Origin of the sequence: Gordonia sp. QH-12 (assembly GCF_001578675.1) — a bacterium.
Classification (GTDB): Bacteria; Actinomycetota; Actinomycetes; order Mycobacteriales; family Mycobacteriaceae; genus Gordonia; species Gordonia sihwensis.
The window spans coordinates 380497-395613 of the sequence record NZ_KQ969282.1; the positions used below are offsets into that span (position 1 = coordinate 380497).

Here is a 15117-nt window from a genome sequence, read left to right on the forward strand (position 1 = left end):
GGCTAACGGTTCGCCGATCCCTCGTGACATTCCGGGTAGCGGTCGACATACACCGACACACGCAGGACGACACCGCGGCCCGGCCGCTGCCGCTGCACCTGCGAGAGGAGTGGTCATGATGCGAAATCCCATTCGCAGCACGACACGGATCGCCGCGGCGGTCGCCATCGCCGCATCCGTAGCGGTCGGAGCCGGAGCGGTCAGCGCCGGTGAGGCCGCGGCCGACGGCTTCCCGAACGGACCGTACTGCAACGGCCCGGCGAAGGTGCTCGCGGAATCGGCATGGTCGCAGGTCGCGATCTGCCCGGTTCAGGGACCCACCGGCTGGGAGTACAGCGGGAAGGGCAAGGTCACCGGGAACACCATCGACCTGTGGGGAGCCACCCAGAACGGCTACGGCTTCCACGCCTACAACAACGGCTACACCTACCACGTGCACCGCGACCGGTTGCTGATCACCGGCCCGAACGGAGGTGTGGTCTCCAACGAACCGTGGATCAGCTACATGGAGCGCTGACCGCGTGCGTCGGTCGCCGGCCGGTCGGGACGCGATCCCGGCGGCCGGTGACTGCCGCTACTGAATCGGCTTGACGAGCGGGAACAGCACCGTCTCGCGGATTCCGAGGCCGGTCAGCGCCATCAGCAGCCGGTCGATGCCCATGCCGGTGCCCGCAGTGGGCGGCATGCCGTGCTCCATCGCGGCCAGGAACTCCTCGTCGAGGACCATGGCCTCATCGTCGCCGGCCGCGGCCAGCCGCGCCTGGTCGACGAAGCGTTCACGCTGAATCACCGGGTCGACGAGTTCGGAGTAGCCGGTCGCCAGCTCGAAGCCGCGCACGTACAGGTCCCACTTCTCGACCACGCCGGGGACCGTGCGGTGCGAGCGCACCAGCGGCGAGGTCTCCACCGGGAAGTCGCGGACGAAGACCGGCTCGTCGAGCTGAGAGCCCACCAGGTGCTCCCAGAGCTCCTCCACCAGCTTGCCGTGTCCGTAGCCCTTGTCCTTCGGCACCTCGAGCCCGACCCGGTCGGCGATAGCCAGCAGTTCCTCGACGGAGGTCTGGGCGGGGACGATCTCCTCGCCGAGGGCCTCCGACAGCGACGGGTACATCGACAGCGAGGTCCACTCGCCGGAGAGGTCGTACGTGCTGCCGTCGGGCATGGTCGGCGTCAGGGTGCCGAGCGCGCCCATCGCCACCGACTGGACGAGTTCGCGGGTCATCACGGCGGCGTCGTCGTAGGTGCCGTAGGCCTGGTAGGTCTCCAGCATCGCGAACTCCGGCGAGTGCGTGGAATCGGCGCCCTCGTTGCGGAAGTTGCGGTTCACCTCGAAGACGCGTTCGATGCCGCCGACCACGCAGCGCTTGAGGAACAGTTCCGGCGCGATACGCAGGTACAGATCCATGTCGAAGGCGTTGGAGTGGGTCACGAAGGGGCGTGCCGCCGCTCCGCCGTGCAGCGTCTGCAGCATCGGCGTCTCGACCTCGAGGAAGCCGCGGTCGGTCAGGAACTTGCGGAGCTGCGCCATCACCTCGATCCGGGTGCGCGCGATGGCCCGCGCCTCGGGACGGACGATGAGGTCGACGTACCGCTGGCGGACGCGCGACTCCTCGTTCATCTCCTTGTGCGCCACCGGCAGCGGTCGGAGCGCCTTCGACGCCATCTCCCACGAGTCGGCCATGATCGACAGCTCGCCGGTGCGGGAACTGATCACCTCGCCGTGGACGAAGACGATGTCGCCGAGGTCGGTGTCGGCTTTCCACCGCGCGAGCGACTCCTCGCCGACGCCGTTGAAGCTCACCATCGCCTGCAACTGCGTGCCGTCGCCCTCCTGCAGGGTCGCGAAACAGAGCTTGCCCTTGTTGCGGAGGAAGATGATGCGGCCGGCGACGCCCACCTCGACCCCTGTCTCGGTGCCGGCTTCCAAATCCGGGTACTCCGCACGGATCTCGGCGAGGCTGTGCGTGCGCGCGACGGCGACCGGATACGCCTGCCGCCCCTCGTCGAGGATGCGCTCACGCTTCTCCTGACGGACCCGCACCTGCTCGGGGGTCTGGTCGGCGGCTGCGGTCTTGGTGGTCGGCGCGCTGGAAACCTGGTCACTCACGCACCCAAGGTTAAGCGGCCCACCAGGGGCAAGACCAATCAGCGGGTCATTACGGCGTATCGAACAGTCCGAGCACGTCAGCGCCGACGGAACCGTTGATCCCGCGCTCGCGCAGCGCGGCGTGCCCGCCGACCACGAACCGTGCGCCGAGGACGCCGCGCGCCTGCAGATGCCATGCCAGCATCTCGGCGTCGTATCCGTCGTCGCTCACCAGCACCCACCGCGCGTCGACGGTGGCCGTGCGCAGGCGATCGGGCGAGCCCGGGGAGAGCAGATCGAGGGCGTCGTCCACGTCGAGCGCCATCGCGCCCACGAGTGCGCCGGCGGCCGATCGTGCGACGGCGCTGCGAAGGTCGACGGCCACGGCGCCGTCGGCGAGCGTCGCGAGGTACTCCTCGGCCTGCAGGGACAGCGGAGCGTCGGTGTACGAGGTGGTGACGGGTGCAGAGAATGCGAGAGTCATGGAGAGGTGATCCTGTGATCGAACGAGCGGGGGTTGGCGAAATCGGCCGACCGCGTAAGCGCGGTGTCAGCCTCGACAACACTCCTGACAGCTCTTGATCACGACGACGAGTTTGCCACAGCTTCGCGCCGTTGACCAGACTCGGCGCAGTCGTGAGTTAAATTCGCTGCCTGCGCTTATGCCGTATTGCGTTACCTGAATCGGGTAACGCAATACGGCACAGGCTCACTCGAGCCGACAGTCGGCGGAACAGCGGACCACGGTTCCCGGCCAGCCGCGCGCGGCGAGAATCGCGCCGATGCCGGCCGCGGTGCGGCAGGGGCGGTCGACCGTCTGCCCCCATCCGAGCCGGATGGTCCGCTTGCGGCCATAGGCGATCGCGTCCAGGTCGCGCTCGAGGTCGCGGAACCCGCGTCGTCCGACGCCGGTCGGCGTCTGCCGCACCGACGCCGGCAGTCCGTGGGCCCGTTCCACATCGCGTAGATAGCAGTGTTCGAGCACCGAGCACGTGCCGTCGCGGACGTCGAAGAGCACACGCTCGAGGAAATCCCGCCGCTCGTCCGCTGCCTGCTCGCCAGCGCCGCGAGGAGTCGGTTCGCGCCCGGCCGGCCACATCGAGTACCGCGTGCTCGGGCCGCACACGCGGCGGGTGCGTGTGCATCAGCGCCCGCTCCGCCAGGTGACGGCTGTAGTGGACCACCACGCCCGGCCGACTCGACAGCCGTTGTCGGGCATCCACGACGACATGGATCGGACCCGAGGCGGTCGACGACGAGGCGGCGAGAATCGCCGACTCGCGACTCAGTGCCGCAGGCATCGCCCACAGCACCGCGATCCATTGGCGTTGCCGCTCAGTCGGCGGTCCGGTGTGCGTCACGTAGACACCGGGGCATGCGGCGACCCAGTCCCGGCTCCGCAAGCGTTGCCTGACGAACGCGGACGTCAGTCCGCACTCGAGGACCTGCCGTCGCGCGACCACACCCTCCTGATTCGCCAGCAGATGTGTGAGCGCCACCCGTGGTCGATCCCCCGATTCCCCCATCCGTCGAGTGTGAGCCGGGCCCGGTCGCCACGGACGACGTTCGGGTCGCCTGTGGACAACGGGCGACCCGAAAGCCATGTGCCGTACGCCGTTACCCGATTCGGGTCAGGAAGTACGGCGTAAGGCGAACGCCCGGTCAACTACTTCTGACACGAATTCGTCGCAGACGCATAATCCGAGTGTGCTCCGCATTACAGTGTCTGCCATGCCGTCGAACCGCTTGTCCCGCCGCCAGTTCCTGCGTGCGAGCGCAGCGACCGCCGGAGCCGTCGCCGCGGGCAGTGTCCTGGCCGGACACGTCCACGCCGACCCCGCCTCCGCCGCGAACACCGCGGGTACCACCCTCGCGCAGGTCGCGGCTCCGGGGCGGGCTCGCAAGGGCGGCTACCGGCAGCTGGTCGCGGGCAAAGGCTGGCCGCTGTTCATCCGGCAGGAGCTGGCGGCTGCCAAGCCCGGACGCGAGACGGCCCGGAGCGCCCTCGCCTCGTTCGTCCAGCTCACCGACATCCACATCGCCGACGTGCAGAGCCCCGCGCGGTTCGAGTACGTCCATCCCGTGCAGGCCCCGGCCTTCCGCCCGCACGAGGCGCTCGGCACACAGGGCGCCGTCGCGCTGGTGAAGCGCATCAACGCTCTGGCGCGCGGGCCGTTCACCGGAAGGTCGTTCGACTGCGTCGTCTCCACCGGCGACAACACCGACAACCACGAGATCGTGGAGCTCGGTTGGTTCCAGCACATCCTGTCGGGCGGTTCCATCACCCCGAACACGGGGGCGAAGAACCGATTCGAAGGACTGCAGGCGCTGGGGTCGTCGCTCTACTACCGTCCCGAACTCGACTCGTGGGACATCTACAAGGACCGCGGCTTCATCCAGATCCCCGGCCTGCTTCACGCCGCGATCAAGACGCACTCCAGCCCAGGCCTCGACATGCCGTGGTACGCGGTGTTCGGCAACCACGACGATCAGCTGCTCGGCACCGTGCCGAACAACATCGTCGACTGGCTGTACCACTCGAACGTCAAGTACGACCTCCCCGACACCGATCCCACGGCGGCCGCCATCGGCAGGGCGCTGAGCATCGACCCGGCGGCGCTCGGTCCGCTGCTCGCGAAACTGCGCACCACCGGCCCCGTGATCCCGGTGACGGCCGACGCCGGCCGACGGCCGTTCTCGCCGCGGGAATTCATCCGCAGGCACTTCGACCCCGCGATCAAGGGCGCGGGTCCGCTCGGGCACGGTTTCGCCGATCCCGACGGGCCGTCCTGGTACCGATTCGACATCTCCGAGAACGTCCTCGGACTCGCACTCAACACGACGAACAGTCTCGGCATCGCCGACGGGTCGATCAGCCAGAAGCAGCTCGACTGGATGAACCGCACCATCGCCGCCAACCGCGACAAGCTCGTGATGGTGTTCAGCCATCACACATCCAAGACGATGACCGCGAAGCTGCCCAACCCGGAGACTCCCGGCGAGCAGCAGTACGGCGGCGACCACCTCGTCGCGCAGCTCCACCGGCACACCAACGTGATCGCGTGGGTGAACGGCCATACGCACCGGAACGAGATGATCGCCCACCGCGGCGCCACGCCGAAGAACAGCTTCTGGGAGATCAACACCGCCAGCCACATCGACTACCCGCAGCTGGCCCGGATCATCGAGGTCGCCGACAATCGCGACGGCACACTCAGCATCTTCACACCGCTGATCGAAGCCGACAGCCGCTACACCGCCGACCCGTCCGACCTGTCACCTGCGGGGCTGGCCAGCCTCTACCGCGAACTGTCGTACAACGACATCCACCGCGACGACGCGCTGCTCGGCGCCCCGAACGACCGCAACTGCGAGCTCTTGCTGCCGAACCCGCTGCACTGAGCCGGAGAACCCGATCAACGTTCCGCAGTTCACAGCGACCGGCCGATCAACTCCTTCATGATCTCGCTGGTTCCGCCGTAGATGGTCTGGACACGGGCGTCGGTATACATGCGGGCGATCGGATACTCCGTCATGTAGCCGTAGCCGCCGAAGAGCTGAAGGCAGCGATCGACGATCTCCTTCTGTTTCTCGGTACCCCACAGCTTGGCGATGGACGCGGTCGCCGGATCGAGGCGACCGGCGATCTGTTCGCCGATGCAGTGGTCCACGAGTGTCTTGCCCGCCAGCACGTCGGCCTTGCATTCGGATAGCACGAAGGTCGTGTTCTGGAAGTCGAGGATCGGCTTGCCGAACGCCGTGCGCTGCTTGGCGTAGGCGACGGTCTCCGCCACAGCGGCCTCTGCGGCCGCGACGGCACCGACACCGATGATCAACCTCTCCCGCTGCAGTTGGCTCATCAGTTGGTAGAACCCCTGCCCTTCGACACCTCCGAGCAGATTGGCCGCCGGCACCCGCATGTCGGTGAACGACAGCTCCCGAGTGTCCTGGCCGTGCTGGCCGATCTTCTTCAACACCCGGCCACGCTCGAATCCTGGGAGATTCGCGGTCTCGGCCACCAGGAGCGAGATCCCCTTCGCGCCCTGCGATGGATCGGTTTTGGCCACGATCACCAGCAGGTCGCAGTGGGTGGCGTTGGAGATGAACGTCTTCGACCCATTGACGACGTAGTGATCGCCGTCCCGGACCGCAATGGTGCGCACGGCCTGCAGATCAGAGCCGGTGCCGGGCTCGGTCATCGCGATGGCGAGGACCGATTCGCCGTCGGCGCACTTCGGCAGCCAACGCTTGCGCTGTTCTTCGGTGGCGTACGAGTCGATGTAGTGGGCGACGATCGTCGAATGGACCGCGAAGGCGAGTGCGGAGTCACCGGCCGCGCACAACTCCTGCTGAACCACCGCCTCGTGGCCGAAGTCACCGCCGGCACCGCCGAAACTTTCGGGGACGTCGAGGCACAGCAGGCCTGCGGCACCGGCCTTGGTCCACAGGTCCCGGTCCACCTGATGCTGTTCGGCGAACCGTTCCTCGTGCGGAGTCACCTCCTTCGCGATGAAGGCGCGCGCGTGCGCGCGGAGCGCAGCGTGGTCATCGCTCTCCCATGCGGCTCGATAGCCGGGAAACAGCTTGGACATGTATGTCACCTTCCGTTGAAGAGAGGGGTGCGCTTGTCGAGGAACGCGTGCTGTCCCTCGTGGCTGTCATCGGATCTCAGCGCGACGTGGAAGTTCCGCCGCTCGTATTCGAGACCCAGTGAGAGGGACGGTCGCAATGCCGCCGACGCCGAGTCCTTGGCGAGCGCAACGGCGAGCGGCGAGTTCCGCGCTATCCGTCGAGCCATCCGGAGTGCGGCGTCGAGCGCTTCCCCTGCGGGCGCGACCGACGCGACGAGACCGGCCGACTCGGCGTCTCGCGCATTCATCGAATCGCCGGTCAGCAGCATTGCCATCGCTTTCGCCTTACCGATCGCCGCGACGAGCCGCTGGGTACCACCGCCACCGGGAATGACGCCCAGCTGCACTTCCGGGACCGCGAAGCGGGCCGACTCGCCCGCCACCACGGTGTCGCACGCCAACGCGAGTTCGCATCCCCCGCCGAATGCCACCCCCTCGACGGCGGCGATCAACGGCTTCTGAAACGAACCCAGCCCGGCCCACAACGCATCGCCCGAAGCTCGTCGCGGCCCGAAGAGGGTCTCCTCGCGAAGCGCGTCGAACGCCCCGATGTCCGCACCTGCGCAGAACACACGGTCGGAGCCGGTCAGAATCACCGAGCGGACCGATTCGTCGAACCGGCACGCTTCGATGTGCGCGGCGAGTTGCTCCATCACCTCTCGGTTGAGTGCGTTGTGGGCCTCCGGACGGTTGATGCTCAGGACCACGATCCCGTCTCTGTCCTCGCGGACCACCCGCTCGCCGGTCATTGCACGTCCCGGTAGACGTCGGCGTACTGGGATCGCATCACCTTCTTGTCGAGCTTGCCGACGCTGGTGCGGGGCAGCGCGTCGACTCGGATCACTGTGTCGGGCAGTTGCCACTTCGCAAACTTTCCCGCGAGCTGCTCATGCACCTCCGCCGGCGAGATATCCTCCCCGTCCGCCGAGACCAGAACAACCACCGGGCGCTCCTGCCACTTCGGGTGTGCCACGCCGATGACAGCTGCCTCCGCCACGCGAGGATGCGCGACTAGGGCGTTCTCCATATCGATCGACGAAATCCATTCGCCGCCGCTCTTCACGACGTCTTTAAGACGATCGACGACCTTCAAGTACCCGTTCGGGTGAATGGTCGCGACGTCGCCGCTGCGCCAGAAGCCGTCGACGAATCGCTCGCCGGGCGCATCGTCGAGATCGTGGTAACGCTCGGTGATCCACGGACCCCGAATCAGCAGTTCGCCCTCCGCGACTCCGTCGTGGGGCAGCTCCGCACCGTCGGGGTCGACGATCCGCAGATCGATGCCGTTGACCGGCAGGCCCTGGCACCGCTTGAGATCCCATCGCTCTTCATGGGTGAGCCCGGTCAGAGTCGGCTTCATCCCCGCGTTCACCGCGACGAAGGGTGTGGTCTCGGTGGCGCCGTAGGCGTGGATGATATCCGCGCCTGTCAGGTCGTAGAACTCGCGCATCATCGTCAGCGGAGGCTCGGTGGCGCCGCACAGCAGACGCGCCCGATGCAGGTCGGGTGCCTCGTCGAGCATCTTGATGTAGTCGAGCATCGGTCCGAAGATCGCCGGAGCACCGTTGGCTACCGTCACCTGCTCGGCGATCATGGCGTCCACCAGATCAGAGGTGTCTTCGGCAACGTACCGGCCCGGCAGGACCACCTTGGCCTGGGCGTAGACGGCGGACTGCGGCAGACCCCAACTCTGTCCGTGGAACATCGGGGTGATGAGCATGACGGTGTCGTCCGACCCCATGCGGAGTGCTGCCGCCTGCGCCATGGTGTGCAGGTAGATGCCGCGGTGCGAATAGTAGACGCCTTTCGGCCTACCCGTCGTTCCCGTGGTGTAGCAGGCACTGTAAGCGGAGGTCTCGTCGATGACGGGCCAGTCGAAACTCACCTCCGCCTGTGCCATCAAGTCCTCGAAGAACACCGCGTTCGGCAGTCCGGGATCGATGTCTGACGACGGTTCGTCGGACATCACCACCCACTTCAGAACCCCGGAAGCGTGGGGCGCCAGTTCGCGTGCCACAGGCAGCAGCGACTCTGCCACCAATACCACCGATGCCCCGCTGTGAGTGGTGACGTACCCGAGATCCTCGGGAGCGAGGCGGAGATTCATCTGCAGCATCACGGCGGCGATACCGGGAATCGCCCAGTACAGCTCGAAGTGCCGCTTACTGTTCCAGTCGAGAATCCCGACCACGTCGGCAGGACCGACTCCGAGTCCGGTCAGGACATGCGCCGCCTGCTGGATCCGGGTGTAGGCATCGGCATAGGTGTAGCGATCCCACCCGCCGTCGGGCGCACGGTAGACGATCTCCTGCTCCGGGAAGGTCCGTACCGCGTGACGCAGCAGGGTGGTCGTGTTGAGCTGGTAGCTGTCGCCGTGCGTAGACGGCAGCCCGCGAATGATGTCGGTCATGTCAGATCCGTTCGATGATGGTGGTGTTGGCGGTGCCGGTGGCTTCGCAAACGGTCTGGAGTCCTATCCGTTTGCCGGTTCTCTCGAGCTCACAGAGCAGATCCGTCAGCATCCGTGCACCGGTGGACCCGAGCGGATGACCGATCGCGATGGATCCACCGTTCACGTTCAGCTTGTCGTCGGGCACACCGAACTCACGCTGGAACATCAGCGGTACGCCGGCGAACGCTTCGTTGACCTCGAAGAGATCGATGTCGTCGACTGCCAGCCCTGAGCGCTCCAGTGCCTTGCGTGAGGACCGGAGAATCGCTGTGAACTGCACGACCGGATCGTCGGCCGCCACGCTGAGCGCTCGAAACCGCGCGCGCGGCGTGAGTCCGTGCTGTTCGGCGAACTCCCGGCTCGCGATCATCAGCGCTGCGGCACCGTCACTGATCTGCGATGAATTCGCCGCCGTAGTCATGCCTTCGTCGGCGAACACCGCGCGCAACGACGCCATCTTCGCCTCATCGGGTTGCTCTCGGATCCCTTCGTCGTGATCGATGACGGTGGATGCCGGATCGGCGGGGTCGGCCTTCAATGCGACCAGCTGCGCCCGGAAGCGCCCGTCGGCCGCTGCCGCGGCGGCACGCCGGTGGCTACGTGCGGAGAACCGGTCCAGGTCGGAACGAGACAGACCCCACCTGGTGTTCAGCAGCTCAGACGAGGGGCCCTGCGCCATCAGCCGACCGTCGTATCGGTCCAGCTCCCTCGGGCTGTACTGCGGTCCGAGGGGTGCACCCGGAATCATCGACGGCGGCAGCGTGACCTGCGACATCGACTCCACACCGCAAGCGATGACCAAATCCTGAACACCGGCTGCCACGGCTTGCGCGGCGAAGCTCACCGCTTGCTGGCCGGATCCGCATTGGCGGTCGACTGTCACGGCCGGAACCGTTTCGGGCAGTCCGGCCGCCAGCACCGCATGCCTGCCGATGTTGCCGGTCTGCTGGTCGAACTGCAGGACACAACCAGCGATCACGTCGTCGATGAGCTCGGGGACCACACCGGTCCGGTCGATCAACTCGGCGATGGCCGCGCCGAGCAGGTCGACCGGATGCCATGCGCTCAGGGCACCGCCGCGTCGGCCGACTGGTGTTCGGACTGCACCCACGATGACGGCTTCGGGATTCGTACTCACTGCTGACTCCTGTCGCTGGGATCGCTCCGCGTCTGCGGAGACTGAAAGACGTCGCGGCAACGGAACCAGGAGTTGAGACACCGTTCACTTCAGCCGCTATACAGTCGTATCGTAACCATCACATTTGTATTGGTCAATGGTGTGCGCGTAGCCGTCAGCGAACGGAAAGAAGGCACTGCAAGACGCCCCCGAATCAACGAAGCAACGCCCGGCCATCGGGCCCGCATCACCCGAACACGGCGGAGACTTCAGTGCCGCCGGCCGTGTGCCGAGTGACAAGCGGTTCGGACAGTCGTGGGTGCAGACGGCCGCGCCCCGAACACCTTCCCCGAGATCGCTAAGCCCAGAGGTCTTGAGCCCGCGACACCGCGGGCTCGCCGCCGACCTCGGAGAATGCCGTGAGTGCGCGGACCAGTTCATGCCGCTGCTCCGCGGTGAGGCGGCTGATGACCTGCTCGATCTCGGCACGTCGGCGATCGGTGACCTCCCGCACCGTCGCCGCCCCGTGAGAGGTCAGCGTGACGATGAGTTCGCGCCGGGTCTGTTCGCTCGGGGTCCGTTCGACCAGCCCGGCGTGAGAGAGCCGGTCGATCATCCGCGAGGCGGTCGACGGCTGGACCGCAAGTCTGTGCGCCAGCGATGAGAGGTTCATCGGGCCACTGTTCGACAGCAGCACCAAGACGCGGAACTGGGCGATGGTGATCGAATCATCCACTTGAGCAATAGATTTCGCCGATAGCGAGACCAGAAGACGCGAGGCGGTCAATACGGCGTCGGCCACGTCGTCGACGCTGATCGAATGTCCGTCCGCGGGGCGTCCTGCTGCTGCCGTCACAAGAGAAAACTACCCTACCCATCGATTAGCCGATGCAACTGTTGCATACTGCAATCGTGCTTGCGTTCACTTCTGGAAGTCCGAACGGCGCGATCATGCCGCGCCGGACGCCGTTCCCGACATGGCTGCGCGAGTCGTCCACCGGCATCGTCCCGGTGGCGGTCTCGGTGGGAGTGGCCGTCGGTGTGGCCGCCGTCGGATTCCGGTGGCTCATCGTCGGCGCCACGATGTTGTTCACCGGTTACACCGACTTCTCGGCGCAGGGCCGGGTCGGGCACAACGGTGTACCGGCGTTGGGCTTCTGGTTCGTCGTGTTGACTCCGGTGATCGCCGGGCTCGTCTACGGGCCGTTGGTGTCGTGGCTGGCGCCGGAGGCGCGCGGCCACGGGGTGCCGGAAGTGATGTTCGCGGTAGCCGAGCGCGGCGGCCACATACCGGCACGGATCCCGATGGTGAAGTCACTGGCGTCGGCCCTGTGCATCGGCGGCGGAGGGTCGGTGGGCCGTGAGGGACCGATCGTCCAGATCGGCGCCGCACTGGGCTCGACGGCGGCGCAACTGCTGAAACTGAACACTCCTCGCATGCGGTTGCTGGTCGCATGCGGCGCATCGGCGGGGATCTCGGCGACGTTCAACGCCCCGCTGGCCGGGCCGTTCTTCGCGATGGAACTGATCCTCCGCGACTTCGCCGCAGAATCATTCGCCGCGGTGGTCCTGGCCAGTGTGACCGCGAGTGTCGTCGGCCGGTCGCTTCTGGGCGACAGTCCGTTTCTGACACTGCCTTCGTTCACTCCGCACGGCGGCGTGGAATATCTTCTGTTCATCGTTGCGGGCGCGGTTCTCGGGCTCGTCGGTGTCGCCTTCTCGAAAGTCCTCTACCTCATCGAAGACGTCTGCGACTGGGCGTGGAGAGGCCCCCAATGGCTCCGCCCCGCCGTCGGCGGGCTCCTGCTCGGCGGCGTGCTGTGGGTGCTTCCGCAGCTCTACGGCGTCGGATACCCCGTGCTGGAGAACGCCATCGCCGGCCGATACACGGTGGCATTGCTGATTGCGCTGATGGTGGGGAAGATGCTGGCGACCAGCCTGACCATCGGTATCGGCGGGTCCGGTGGAGTGTTCGCCCCCACCCTGTTCATCGGGGCCGTCGGCGGCACCGCCGTGGGCGCGGCCGTTCACGGACTGCTGCCATCGATGACCGGCTCGCCGGGGGCCTACGGCTTGATAGGCATGGCCGGCGCATTGGCCGGAGCCACCCGGGCTCCGATCACGGCGGTCGTCATCATCTTCGAGCTCACCGGCGAGTACTCGATCATCCTCCCGCTCATGGCCGCCGTCGCCGTGTCCACAGGTGTCGGCAAGCTCCTCTCGAAAGACACGATCTACACGCGCAAACTGACCCGTCGCGGGGTCGACATCGTCTCAGGGCAGCGTCACCGCCCTCCGACCGTACGGGTCGCGGACGTCGTGAGCTCGCCACCGGCGACGCTGCATGAGACGGCCACGTTGGCAACGGCAGCCGAGGCCCTCCAACGGACAGAGGTCGGCGCGGTACCGGTCGTGGACGACTCCGGCGTCTACCGCGGCATCCTCAGCGCGCAGGCCATAGCGGACGCACTCACTCGCGGATACGGTCCGACCACCGTCCGCGAGATGGTGACGACGTGCCCGACCGTGACGGCCGACGCGCCCCTCGGCCAGGCCATGCCCGTACTGGACGCCGCCCCCGCCATCGGCGTACCGGTGATCTCGGCCGACGGAGCCCGGCTGGCCGGGTGGCTCACGCATAAGGACGTGCTCCATGCCTCATCACCCCCGGCACAACCACCCCCGGCGCAGACATGAGAACGGCGGCGCCTCCCCCGGCCTGGCCCCAGGTGCTGACGGTCTGGACCGCGACCCCCGTGGCCACAGCGCTGATCGCGGTGCTGACCGCGGCATATGTTCTGTGCGTCCTGGTCCGACTGCGCGACGGACGGCCATGGCCGCGATCCTGCCTGCTGTGGTGGTTCGCCGCGGTCGCCACAACGATCGTCGCGCTGAACAGCCCGCTGGCCACGTACTCGGGCAACCTGTTCTGGGCGCACATGATCGTGCATCTGCTGTTGATCACCGTCATTCCGGCGCTGCTGGTCGCCGCGGCACCGATCCGGCTGATCCGCTCGAGTTCGGCGAGAACACGGACGGCCGTCACGTCAGCGGTGTCCAGTACGCCGTTCCAGTTGCTCACTAGGCCGGCTGTGACCGTCCCGCTGTACGCGGCCGTGCTCGTGACCACCCACCTGACCGGATTTCAGCAGGCCATGGCCCAGCACATGTGGATCCATCACGCCGAGACAGTCCTCTACCTCGTCACCGGCTATCTGCTTCTGCTTCCTCTGCTCGGCAACGAGTACGTCGGCCGCCACCTGGTCTTCCCGCTGCGCGCCGCCACGATCATCGCGTGCATGGTCCCCGACGCGATCGTCGGAGTGACATTGATGATGTCGCCGCACATCATCGCCCCCGCGTACAGCCGATCGCGCCCCGACTGGGGACCCACCGCGCTGGCCGACCAGACCGCTGCCGGAGCGATCATGTGGGTCGCGGGAGACGGACTGATGATGATCCTCATCCTGGTCATCGCCCGCGAATGGGTGGCGACGAGGGAGTCGAGCTTCGGCGGCTGGCTCGACGGAGTCCGCGCCCGCGCGACCATCGGCGCGAACACCGCCGCGCTCGACGACGACGCCGCCGCTCTGGACGCCTACAACGCCAGGCTCGCCGCACTGCACCACATGCCACGGCCACACCACCAATCAGAGGAGTCCGTCCATGACGATCAACCACATCGCCGCTGACCGCCCGGCCCGCGGAAACCGGCTGCGGTACGCATGCCTCACGCTGTGCGCATTGCCGCTGCTCGCGGGCTGCTCCAGCGGCGGCACCGAGCAACACGACGCCGCCCCGCCGCCACCGCCCAACGAGGCCGCGATCCTGAACGACGCGTCGCCCCAATCCATCATCGACACCTACCGTCGCGGAGGTCTGCAGGTCTCGAACGACCACGACACGACCGCGACCGCCTGCGGCGAGGCCCATTGTCAGGCTGCCGCCGCAACGGACCAGGTCACGGTGATGCAGTTCAGCACCACGCGCGAGGCCACCACCTATCACCAGACCCACCCCGACACGTTCCTCGTGGAGAACATCGTCGTCACTCTGCCGTCCGCCACGCCGGCCGACGCCCGCGCTCAGTACGAGCACCTGACCACCATGGCCGTCGAGTAGGCCGATCAGCGCTGCCTCCCCCGCCCTCTGCTATACGTTCGTACCGTACGCATTGCAGATGTAACGACGACGCGTCGGCATCGTAGAATCTGCGGCGGACGAGGAGGAGACGATGAGCGATCCCAGGGCGGGCGAAGCGGACCTGACTGCGAAGGCCAAGATCCGCAACGCGGCACTCGATCTGTACGCCGAGCACGGCGAGGAGCGGGTGTCGATGCGAGCCGTGGCCGCTGCCGCCGGAGTCACCGTCGGACTGGTCCAACACCATTTCAAGACCAAAGACGGTCTGCGGCGGGCCGTCGAAGAACTGATCGTCGAATACCACCGCGCGGCGATCGCAAGCGTGCCGAACGACGGCACGCCGGCGGAAGTGGCTGCGGCACGAGACGCCGCCGTACGCGCGATGCTCAACGACAATCCGGTCGTCGTCGGCTACATGCGCCGCGTTCTCCTCGACCCGAACAGCCCTACGACGCTGCTGCGCCAACTGACCGAACTCGCACGCGACGAGGTGAGTAAGATGCGCGACGCCGGACTGGCCTCGACGCGGCGCAGCGTCGCGGAACAGACCGTGGCCATGATGGTCCGCAACGTCGGACAACTGTTCCTGCAGCCGATGGTCGACGCGATGTGGGGCCAGCTGGTCGACGGTCCGGCCGACGACGCGAAGCCCGCGCTCACGGTCGACGCCCGAAACTGAGGCGCGTAC

Annotated in this window: 14 protein-coding genes; 6 read left to right on the top strand and 8 right to left on the bottom strand. The window is 67.0% G+C overall.

All coding sequences use genetic code 11. The features are described from left to right. The first annotated feature begins 118 nt into the window (after positions 1-118). On the top strand, positions 119-517 hold the full coding sequence (locus tag Y710_RS01725; protein ID WP_101841655.1) for a hypothetical protein: 399 nt from the start codon (positions 119-121) through the stop codon (positions 515-517). Between the two features lie 57 nt (positions 518-574). Here the strand turns inward: Y710_RS01725 and lysS are convergent, their stop codons facing one another. The 3 genes from lysS to Y710_RS19020 all read right to left on the bottom strand — a co-directional run bounded on the left by lysS (position 575) and on the right by Y710_RS19020 (position 3104). After that, complete coding sequence (gene lysS / locus Y710_RS01730; RefSeq protein WP_006896196.1) at positions 575-2107, bottom strand: lysine--tRNA ligase; 1533 nt, start codon at positions 2105-2107, stop codon at positions 575-577. Between the two features lie 49 nt (positions 2108-2156). Next, positions 2157-2570, bottom strand: coding sequence for a hypothetical protein (locus Y710_RS01735; protein WP_062366046.1), 414 nt, complete (start codon positions 2568-2570; stop codon positions 2157-2159). Positions 2571-2795: 225 nt separating this feature from the next. After that, a complete protein-coding gene (locus Y710_RS19020; protein WP_231875649.1) occupies positions 2796-3104 on the bottom strand; it encodes a hypothetical protein in 309 nt (102 codons plus the stop codon). A 713-nt stretch (positions 3105-3817) separates the two neighbouring features. On the opposite strand from Y710_RS19020, the gene Y710_RS01745 reads away from it, so the two are divergent. Beyond that, positions 3818-5488 (top strand): TIGR03767 family metallophosphoesterase, encoded by a 1671-nt coding sequence (locus tag Y710_RS01745; protein ID WP_062366048.1) that lies wholly within the window; start codon positions 3818-3820, stop codon positions 5486-5488. 29 nt (positions 5489-5517) lie between these two features. Here Y710_RS01745 and Y710_RS01750 read toward each other — a convergent pair whose 3' ends face one another. The 5 genes from Y710_RS01750 to Y710_RS01770 all read right to left on the bottom strand — a co-directional run bounded on the left by Y710_RS01750 (position 5518) and on the right by Y710_RS01770 (position 11142). Further along, positions 5518-6678 (bottom strand): acyl-CoA dehydrogenase family protein, encoded by a 1161-nt coding sequence (locus Y710_RS01750; RefSeq protein ID WP_045537737.1) that lies wholly within the window; start codon positions 6676-6678, stop codon positions 5518-5520. A gap of 5 nt (positions 6679-6683) precedes the next feature. Then, a complete protein-coding gene (locus Y710_RS01755) occupies positions 6684-7466 on the bottom strand; it encodes an enoyl-CoA hydratase/isomerase family protein (RefSeq protein WP_045537718.1) in 783 nt (260 codons plus the stop codon). Further along, a complete protein-coding gene (locus tag Y710_RS01760; RefSeq protein ID WP_062366050.1) occupies positions 7463-9127 on the bottom strand; it encodes a long-chain-fatty-acid--CoA ligase in 1665 nt (554 codons plus the stop codon). Before Y710_RS01760 ends, Y710_RS01755 begins: the two co-directional genes overlap by 4 nt. Before the next feature lies 1 nt (position 9128). After that, the gene (locus tag Y710_RS01765; RefSeq protein ID WP_045537714.1) at positions 9129-10307 is read right to left on the bottom strand and encodes a thiolase family protein; all 1179 of its coding nucleotides are present in this window, start codon (positions 10305-10307) and stop codon (positions 9129-9131) included. 337 nt (positions 10308-10644) lie between these two features. Continuing rightward, entirely contained in the window at positions 10645-11142 is a 498-nt protein-coding gene (locus Y710_RS01770) for a MarR family transcriptional regulator (protein WP_006896191.1), read from the bottom strand. A 56-nt stretch (positions 11143-11198) separates the two neighbouring features. On the opposite strand from Y710_RS01770, the gene Y710_RS01775 reads away from it, so the two are divergent. From Y710_RS01775 to Y710_RS01790, 4 genes are all read left to right on the top strand, one after another. Further along, positions 11199-12983: a chloride channel protein gene (locus Y710_RS01775; RefSeq protein WP_231875650.1), complete on the top strand. Its 1785-nt coding sequence runs from the start codon at positions 11199-11201 to the stop codon at positions 12981-12983. Continuing rightward, complete coding sequence (locus Y710_RS01780) at positions 12980-13978, top strand: cytochrome c oxidase assembly protein (protein ID WP_231875651.1); 999 nt, start codon at positions 12980-12982, stop codon at positions 13976-13978. The genes Y710_RS01775 and Y710_RS01780 overlap by 4 nt, the downstream gene beginning before the upstream one ends. Next, the gene (locus Y710_RS01785; protein WP_062366056.1) at positions 13953-14408 is read left to right on the top strand and encodes a CocE/NonD family hydrolase; all 456 of its coding nucleotides are present in this window, start codon (positions 13953-13955) and stop codon (positions 14406-14408) included. Before Y710_RS01780 ends, Y710_RS01785 begins: the two co-directional genes overlap by 26 nt. 112 nt (positions 14409-14520) lie before the next feature. Beyond that, positions 14521-15108 (top strand): TetR/AcrR family transcriptional regulator, encoded by a 588-nt coding sequence (locus Y710_RS01790; protein ID WP_006896183.1) that lies wholly within the window; start codon positions 14521-14523, stop codon positions 15106-15108. Positions 15109-15117 lie beyond the last annotated feature (9 nt).

Excerpts from the sequence above, each read along its gene's own strand:
- Y710_RS01760 (WP_062366050.1), bottom strand. The coding sequence starts at position 9,127 with ATGACCGACATCATTCGCGGGCTGCCGTCTACGCACGGCGACAGCTAC.
- Y710_RS01785 (WP_062366056.1), top strand. The coding sequence starts at position 13,953 with ATGACGATCAACCACATCGCCGCTGACCGCCCGGCCCGCGGAAACCGG.
- Y710_RS01790 (WP_006896183.1), top strand. The coding sequence starts at position 14,521 with ATGAGCGATCCCAGGGCGGGCGAAGCGGACCTGACTGCGAAGGCCAAG.
- Y710_RS01780 (WP_231875651.1), top strand. The coding sequence starts at position 12,980 with ATGAGAACGGCGGCGCCTCCCCCGGCCTGGCCCCAGGTGCTGACGGTC.
- Y710_RS01750 (WP_045537737.1), bottom strand. The coding sequence starts at position 6,678 with ATGTCCAAGCTGTTTCCCGGCTATCGAGCCGCATGGGAGAGCGATGAC.
- Y710_RS01745 (WP_062366048.1), top strand. The coding sequence starts at position 3,818 with ATGCCGTCGAACCGCTTGTCCCGCCGCCAGTTCCTGCGTGCGAGCGCA.
- Y710_RS01725 (WP_101841655.1), top strand. The coding sequence starts at position 119 with ATGCGAAATCCCATTCGCAGCACGACACGGATCGCCGCGGCGGTCGCC.
- Y710_RS01735 (WP_062366046.1), bottom strand. The coding sequence starts at position 2,570 with ATGACTCTCGCATTCTCTGCACCCGTCACCACCTCGTACACCGACGCT.
- Y710_RS01755 (WP_045537718.1), bottom strand. The coding sequence starts at position 7,466 with ATGACCGGCGAGCGGGTGGTCCGCGAGGACAGAGACGGGATCGTGGTC.